Origin of the sequence: Hymenobacter lapidiphilus (assembly GCF_013377885.1) — a bacterium.
Taxonomy (GTDB): domain Bacteria; phylum Bacteroidota; class Bacteroidia; order Cytophagales; family Hymenobacteraceae; genus Hymenobacter; species Hymenobacter lapidiphilus.
The window spans coordinates 157,939-165,869 of the sequence record NZ_JABKAU010000006.1; the positions used below are offsets into that span (position 1 = coordinate 157,939).

Annotated in this window: 5 protein-coding genes; 3 read left to right on the forward strand and 2 right to left on the reverse strand. The window is 57.4% G+C overall.

The window, feature by feature from the left end:
• Positions 1 to 391 precede the first annotated feature (391 nt).
• The 3 genes from HW554_RS05015 to bshA all read left to right on the forward strand — a co-directional run bounded on the left by HW554_RS05015 (position 392) and on the right by bshA (position 5,163).
• A complete protein-coding gene (locus HW554_RS05015) occupies positions 392 to 3,346 on the forward strand; it encodes a glycoside hydrolase family 3 N-terminal domain-containing protein (RefSeq protein WP_176907379.1) in 2,955 nt (984 codons plus the stop codon).
• A 98-nt stretch (positions 3,347 to 3,444) separates the two neighbouring features.
• On the forward strand, positions 3,445 to 3,939 hold the full coding sequence (locus tag HW554_RS05020) for a hypothetical protein (protein ID WP_176907381.1): 495 nt from the start codon (positions 3,445 to 3,447) through the stop codon (positions 3,937 to 3,939).
• Between the two features lie 81 nt (positions 3,940 to 4,020).
• Positions 4,021 to 5,163 (forward strand): N-acetyl-alpha-D-glucosaminyl L-malate synthase BshA, encoded by a 1,143-nt coding sequence (gene bshA, locus HW554_RS05025; protein WP_176907383.1) that lies wholly within the window; start codon positions 4,021 to 4,023, stop codon positions 5,161 to 5,163.
• Positions 5,164 to 5,401: 238 nt separating this feature from the next.
• Here bshA and HW554_RS05030 read toward each other — a convergent pair whose 3' ends face one another.
• Positions 5,402 to 5,752 carry a hypothetical protein gene (locus HW554_RS05030; protein WP_176907385.1) on the reverse strand — a complete coding sequence of 117 codons (351 nt, stop codon included), beginning with the start codon at positions 5,750 to 5,752 and terminating at the stop codon, positions 5,402 to 5,404.
• A gap of 51 nt (positions 5,753 to 5,803) precedes the next feature.
• Positions 5,804 to 7,126 carry a PAS domain-containing protein gene (locus HW554_RS05035; protein WP_176907387.1) on the reverse strand — a complete coding sequence of 441 codons (1,323 nt, stop codon included), beginning with the start codon at positions 7,124 to 7,126 and terminating at the stop codon, positions 5,804 to 5,806.
• Positions 7,127 to 7,931: the final 805 nt, after the last annotated feature.

Sequence of the window (7,931 nt, forward strand, 5' to 3'; positions counted from 1 at the left end):
CTCATCTGGCGTCCGCGCAGCCGAAGCATCTCTACTACTTCATTGCATTATCACTGCAACAAAGCGGTAGCAATACGTCAACTCCGCTCCGCTACGTTCAGCATAACACATTCTTTTTTTGCCCTTTTTACGGCTGGCATTTTGATTCTATCCGCCTGATAACAACCGGCGTCGGGAATTTCTCCGTAAGTTTGCAGCCAACTTTGGCAGGCCGCGCCGACACCAATCGGCTAGCTTCGGCGTTGGGCGGGGTGAGCGGCCGGGTTGTAAAGGCGGTAACGGTTGCGTAACATGCGGCCAACTATTGTCCAGACCTTGGTTGAAGGAGCAAAATTACTTTTTTTCGGCTCGTCATCCGTTAGTACCAATTTAGTCAGAATCACCGGGGCCGATGCGCAAAGAATTTAGGATTGGGCTTTTTTTGCTGGTCCTGGCCCTCACCGGCCTGTTTGTTTCCTCCTCCGCCCCACCGCCGGCCGACATGGGCCGGCCTATGACTGCCGCCGAGCAGCAGTGGGTTGACAGCGTGTTTACGGGCCTCACGCCCGAACAGCGCCTGGGCCAGCTGTTTATGGTGGCCGCCTACTCCAACAAAGACCGTAAGCACGTTCAGTACACCGAGTTTCTGGTGAAGAACTATGGCATTGGCGGGCTGATGTTTCTGCAGGGCGGTCCGCGCCGGCAGGCCAGCCTGACCAACCGCTATCAGGCTGCCTCCAAGGTGCCGTTGCTTATTGCCATGGACGCCGAGTGGGGCCTCGATATGCGCCTCGATTCGAGCATGCACTTTGCCAAAGGCATGACGCTGGGCGCCATGGACGACGACGAGTACGTGTACCAGATGGGCCGCGAAATTGCGCTCAACCTCAAAACGCTGGGCGTCCACGTGAGCTTCTCGCCCGTCATCGACGTCAATTCCAACCCCAGCAACCCGGTTATCGGCAACCGCTCGTTCGGCGAAGACAAGGAGCAGGTAGCCGCCCGCGGCGTGCGTTACATCCGCGGCCTGCAAGACCACGGCGTGATGGCCGTGGTCAAGCACTTCCCCGGCCACGGCGACACCGACGTGGACTCGCACGTAGCGCTGCCGGTTATCAACTCTGACCTGTCCCGCCTCACCAACATCGACCTCTACCCCTTCCGCCGCGCCATCGACCAGGGCGTGATGGGCGTGATGGTAGGCCACCTCTACGTGCCGCTGCTCGATACCAGCCGCACGCTGTCGGCTACCATTTCGCCCAACCTGGTAACCGGCCTGCTCAAGGAGAAAATGGATTTCCGGGGCTTGGTGTTCACCGATGCGCTCAACATGAAGAGCGTATCGAACCTGTACAAGGGCGGCGAGCTGGATGCCCTGGCCCTGCTGGCCGGCAACGACGTACTGCTGTTTTCGGAGGATGTGCCGATGGCCGTGCAGAAGATAAAGGAGGCCATTGCAGAAGGCAAGCTGGCGCAGGCCGATGTGGATTCGCGGGTGCGCAAAATATTGCGGGCCAAGTTCTGGGCCGGCCTCAACCACTACCGCCCGGTAGATGTGCCCAACCTGATGGCCAACCTGAACCGGCCCCTGAGCCGCATGGTGCAGCAGCAGATTTATGAGCACGCCGTTACGGTAGTTAAGAACGACGACGATATTCTGCCCTTCCAGCGCCTCGATACGCTGCGCATTGCCTCTATTACCATTGGCTCGCAGGCGGATACCTACCGCGAAACGATGGGCAAGTACCAGAGCGGACCGGTGTACGCCGTGCCCAACCGCTACGCCCCCGACTCTACCTTCAACCGTATCGGCCGGCAGCTGGCGCCCTACAACGTAGTGGTGGTTAGCCTGCACAATATGAACAACACGCCGGTCCACAACTACGGGCTCGGCGACGGGGCCCTGAAGTTTCTGAAGACGCTGCAGGCCAACCCACGCCTGAAAACGGTAGTGGTAATGTTTGGCAATGCTTACGCCCTCAAAAATGTAGAAACCAGCCGCAACCTAGTGTGCGGCTACGAAGACAATTTCGCCTCGCAGCTGGTTGTGCCACAGGTGCTGTTTGGGGCGCTGCCGGCCAAGGGCCGTCTGCCGGTTACGGTGTCAGAAAACCTGAAAGCCGGCCAGGGCCTGCCTACCCCCGATTTTCGCCGCCTGCGCTACGGCACGCCCGAAGAAGTAGGCCTCGACTCCCGCATTCTGGCCCAGATTGATAACGTGGCCCTGGAGGCCGTGGCCTACGCCGCCGCCCCCGGCTGCCAGGTGCTGGTAGCCAAAGACGGGATGGTGGTGTTCGACAAAAGCTACGGATTCTACACCTACGACAAAACCCAGGCCGTCAACAATGGTACGCTCTACGACTTGGCCTCGATAACCAAAGTCGCTGGCACGCTCCAGGCCATTATGTGGCTCAAGGATGAAGGCCGCCTCAGCCTTGATGAAAAGGTAGCCACTTACCTCCCGGAGCTGAAGACGACCAACAAAAAGGACATGACGGTGCGCGACGTGCTCATGCACCACGCCGGCCTCAAGCCCGGTATTCCCACCTGGGAGCGAACCATTACCAGCAGCGGCCCCAAGCCCGAGTTCTACGCCAGCACCGAGTCGCCCAAATTCTCGCGCGAGGTAACGCCCAACCTGTTCAGTGCCTCCTCCTCCGACGATGCGGTGTGGAACTGGGTACAGGAGTCGGCGCTGCTGCCCAAAGTGAAGGGCAAGTACCCGGTCGAATATTCTGATCTGAGCTTCATTGTGATGAAGCGACTGGCCGAAAAGCTCCTCCAGCAGCCAATCGAGCAGTTCCTGGCCAAGCAGTTCTACCGCCCGCTGGGCCTGAACTCGATGACCTACAACCCGCTCGACAAGTTTCCAAAGTCGTGCATTGCGCCCACCGAAAACGACACCTATTACCGCCGCACCCTGCTGCAGGGCAGCGTGCACGACCAAACTGCAGCCTTAGTAGGCGGGGTGGGCGGCCATGCCGGCCTGTTTGCCAACGCCAACGACCTGGCCGTGCTCATGCAGATGAACCTGCAGAACGGCCGCTATGGCGGGCAGCGGTTCTTCCAGACGCCGATAGTGACTGAGTTTGCCCGTGGTATCGAAGCGGGCAGCCGCCGCGGCCTGGGCTGGGACCGGGGCGACCCAAGCAAGCCCGAAGGTCCCACCAGTAATCTGTCGCCGGCCAGCACGTTCGGCCACACCGGCTTCACCGGCACCTGCGTCTGGATGGACCCGGAAAACAAAATCATGTACATCTTCCTTTCTAACCGCGTATACCCCGACGCCGGCAACAAGAAACTGGTGCAGTACAACATCCGCACCCGTATTCACGACGTCATTTACAAGGCACTGCAAAAGTCATGACCTGTTGTCCGGCATTTCCGTTTATTTGATTCCGCAACCGGCGGCGAGGCGTTCCAGCTAGGAGCAACTCGCCGCCGGTTTTTTGTCTAGTGAATGATATGAAATTCTTACTCTGGCTGCTTTTATCACTTGGGCTTACATACAGTGTTTACGCCCAACCCACTAACAATACCCACCATCTCAGAGCTGCGGTACGCAAGCTCGTCAAGTCAATGAGTAATGATTCCACTCTAGATATAAAGCCGGTAGGTCTAGCGGGGATACCTACAGCCGCTTATCATCATTATTTAGTTCTTAGGAAGTTGGCAAGTGTTGAGGAATTAAGAGAACTCACAGATTCACCCTATCCAATAATACGCAGTGCTGCTTTTTCGCAATTGATAGAGATTGATAGTGTGCAAAGCATTTTTAAAATCTTAAAAGCTCATTCTCAAGATACCGCTTCCTTTGTCTTGCGAAGCAACTGCTTTGTTGCTCACAATAGAGTAGGATTCTATATGTACATTCTTACTCTTAGCAATTGGCGAAGACGTAACATTCTCGCTCAAAACGAAGAAGCTTTATATGCAATTGGTGCTATGATAAAGAATTGATAGTGAATTCTGCACTTACAGCAATACATCATTCCCCTCACTCCCTCAGCCGTTCTCGCAACGGCGCAAGCTAAAGCTCCCATGAACATCGGCATCGTCTGTTATCCCACTTTCGGCGGCTCGGGCGTCGTGGCTACCGAGTTGGGTAAGGCCCTGGCACAGCGTGGACACCGCGTCCACTTCATTACCTACAGCCAGCCGGTACGCCTGGATTTCTTCAACGAGAACCTGTTCTACCACGAAGTATACATCCCCCCCTATCCGCTTTTCCAGTTTCCGCCGTACGAGTTGGCGCTGGCCAGCAAAATGGTGGACATTGCCCAGAACGAGAAGCTCGACGTGCTGCATGTGCACTACGCCATTCCGCACGCCTCGGCCGCCTTCATGGCAAAGCAGATTCTGCTTACCCGCGGCATCCGCATTCCGGTGGTAACCACGCTCCACGGCACCGATATTACACTGGTGGGCAAAGATGCCAGCTACGAGCCGGTGGTTACGTTCAGCATCAACCAGAGCGACGGCGTAACGGCCGTATCGGCCGATTTGCGGCGCGAAACCTACGAGTACTTCGCTATCGAGAAGGAAATCGAGGTCATTCCGAACTTCATCAATCTGGAGCGCTTTCAGAAGCAGGCCAAAAACCACTTCAAGGCCGCTATTGCCCCCGAGGGCGAAAAGCTGCTGGTGCACACCAGCAACTTCCGCTCGGTGAAGCGGGTGGATGATGTGGTGCACATTTTCGCTGGCGTGCGCGCCCAGATGCCGGCCAAGCTGCTGCTGGTCGGCGACGGCCCCGACCGTCCGCGTATCGAAAAGCTCTGCCGCGACATTGGCCTGTGCCAGGATATCCGCTTCCTGGGCAAGCTCGAAGCCGTGGAGGAAGTGCTCAGCATTGCCGACTTATTCCTGATGCCTTCCGAGAAGGAGAGCTTCGGCCTGGCGGCCCTGGAGGCTATGGCCTGCGAGGTACCGGTTATCAGCACCAACGCCGGCGGCATTCCCGAGCTGAATGAGCACGGCGTAACCGGCATGGTCAGCAATGTAGGTGACGTGGCCGACATGGTAAAAAACGCCCTGTATGTGCTCGACGACGAGAACCTGCCCCGCTTCAAGGCTGCCGCCCACGCCCGCGCCGAAACCTTCGCTCTCGATACCGTGGTGCCTCTTTATGAAGCCTGCTACCAACGGGCTATTGATGCGGTAGCGGTAGGCGTTCAACGATAGCGCTTACGCAAAAGAAGGCTGCAAGCCTGTAGCGCCAAGCTCTGGTTCCGCATCTTATTGAACACCCTCACTCAGTAAAACGGCAACGAGACGCGAAGCTTCGGCTTCGCGTCTCGTTGCCGTTTTGCGCAAGTCCTGTATGCATAATATGCCCCTGCTATACTCGAAAACAGTCCGAACTCATAAGTCCTACTGACGTTACGCGGTTCCTTCGTTCAAAGCACCATTGCAGTCTGGGCTACAGGTGACTTTCCAGCGAAAGCAACTGGTTTTCGATCTGGTCGGCGAAGGTATTAATCTGGTCGAGGCCGGCGCGGGCCTCCTCAATTAGGCCGCGCTGGTAGCGGTTGGCCAGCTCGAAGCTGGTACCCAGCATTTGCTGCAGCGTGTTTTCCAGCTCATGCACGGCGGGCTGACTGCCCAGTTCAGGCTTTAACACCGTTTGAATCCATTGGCCCAGTGGGTTTTCGGCGTAGGTAAACAGGGCCGGCTCGGCTTCGCGCACCCCGTAGAGCACCGAGCGCAGCCGTGACTTAAAAAGGACTTGCTTGACGCGGGCCTGTTGAAAGTCGAAAGAAGAGAGAGGCATGCCGGAGATTACAGAAGGCGGGTAGATGGGGAAGCACGAGCAGGCCTTTGCTCAAAAGACCAAGTCGCTATCGGCGGGGACGTCCGGCGTCTGGCCGCGGAGCTGCTCCAGGGCTTGGCGGGTGCGCACCAACTCACTCACATCGGAGGCATAGGCTGTGATACCGGCTGGCCGGCCGTTTTCCTCGAAGCGCTGGTAGGAAAAGTTGAAGTAACAGTCGCGCAACTGGCCGTCGGGGCCGGCCAGCTGCACCAACAGCTCGTTGCCCACCATGGGCTCACCGGTACTAAACACGCCATCGAGGATGGCAATGATGCCCTGGCTCACAATTTCGGGAAACACCTCGGCCACGGTTTTGCCCACCAGGTCTTGCTGGCCCACCGACTCCTGAAAGCTAGTGTTGGCAAACTCGTAGCGATGTTCGGGGCCGCGCACTACACTAATCATGGCCGGGGCATCGGCAAAGAGGTCCAGCAGAATTTGGCGCTGCTGCTGGGCCCACTGGTACTGTTCGTAGGCCTGGTCGGAAAGCAAGGCCTGCTGCTCATTGGCTTCCAGCAGCTCTGTTACCATAAGTTTTTGCTCGTGAATGTCGGCATTGCAGCCCACCCACATCTGAATCTGACCGTCGGGACCCAGGCGTGGCACACCTGTGGCCAGGTGCCAGCGGTAGCTGCCGTCGTGCCGCCGCATGCGGTACTCGGCCTGGTAAGCGCTGCCCTGCTGGCGGGCGGCTTCCCAGCGGGCGGTGGTGGGGGCCACATCGTCGGGGTGCAGGTCGGCCACCCAGCCCCAACCCAAGGTATCGGCCAGGGAGCGGCCGGTGAAATCAGTCCAGCGGGCGTTGAAGAATTCGGCAGTGCCGTCGGGCTGGGTGGTCCATACCAGTATGGGCAGGTTTTCGAGGACGAAGCGGTTGCGCTCGGTGACCTCATTGAGCTCGCGCTGTACCTCGGCGGCGTGCCGGGCGGCCAGCGTGGCCTCGGTCACGTCCTCCGATGCTTGCAGAATGTACAGCAGCTCGCCGTAAGCGTCGAGCTGGGGATGGTGGGTAATCTGCCAGTACCGCTCCTCGGTGCCACCGCCCTGCGCGGCGGGCCGCGCAATGTCGTAGCGCAGCAGCGGCATCACATGAGACCTTAAAGTACGCCGCACTTCCTCGTGCGAGGCCAGCAGGTCGGCCTGGCTTTGGGGGTCGCCGGGGTAGGCATCGAAAATGTAGCGCCCCACCGCCTGTTCGCGGGGAAGCATCGACACGGCCACGTGCTTGTCGGAGTTGTCGAGGATGGTGCCATCGGGGGCCAATAGCAGGTAGGCACCCGGCAGCGTCCGGAACAGCCCTTGAAAATCGACGGAAGCAAGAGAATCGGCCATGAAGGAAAATTGTGGGCGTAAAACTGGCAGGCAGAAATGAAGCCCTGGTGAAGTCCGGGGAAGCGAAAGACTGCCGAAATCAGCAAACAACCGAAATGCCAGGCTGGGGTTGGGTTAACAAGCCGCTGTACTGCGCGAGCAAGTAAGTGCTAGTGAGGTAAAGATACTCTGCTGCCCCCAGCCTGATGTTCTCTGCCAAACATTTTCTTAGCAGCACTTATCCCCTTTATGAAGCCTGCTACCGACGTGCCATCGAGGCAGTGGGGGTTTGATGACCTCTCATTACGAGCAAAGCGCCCAAAGGACAACGAGGCTAGTCATTTTTAACTCAGCGAAAAGCTTCGATGAATAGCAAGACCTTACCACGCTAACATCTTTTTCCTCAACCGAATACTTTCCGTCTCGCCAGAGGTCAATCTCACTTCTTTAGTTTTAGTAAGACCCAAGGACAGAACAAGTTATGGCTTTTTGTAGCTGGCGGCGCAATGAATTTAGCTTTCTGGAATAGCATTTAGACAGTAGTGGACAATAATAGGAAGCTAGAGGTTATTTTAGGAATAGTCTCTTTACATAATCGGTGTTATCCGACCCACCTCGGAATATGTGCGGTTTTTGGCTTCTTGCTGGGGCACGGCCAGCGTGGTACTTTGCCGAGGGACCAGGCTCCGGTTTGGGAGTTTACGAAACTCATCTACTTGGCGCGTTTCGTAAACTTTGAATCGTAGACGGGTTTCTTAAACTCGCGCTGCCCCATTGAGGCCAACTGGCCACCAGGTGCCGAGCTGATTTCTACCGTTCACGGAAA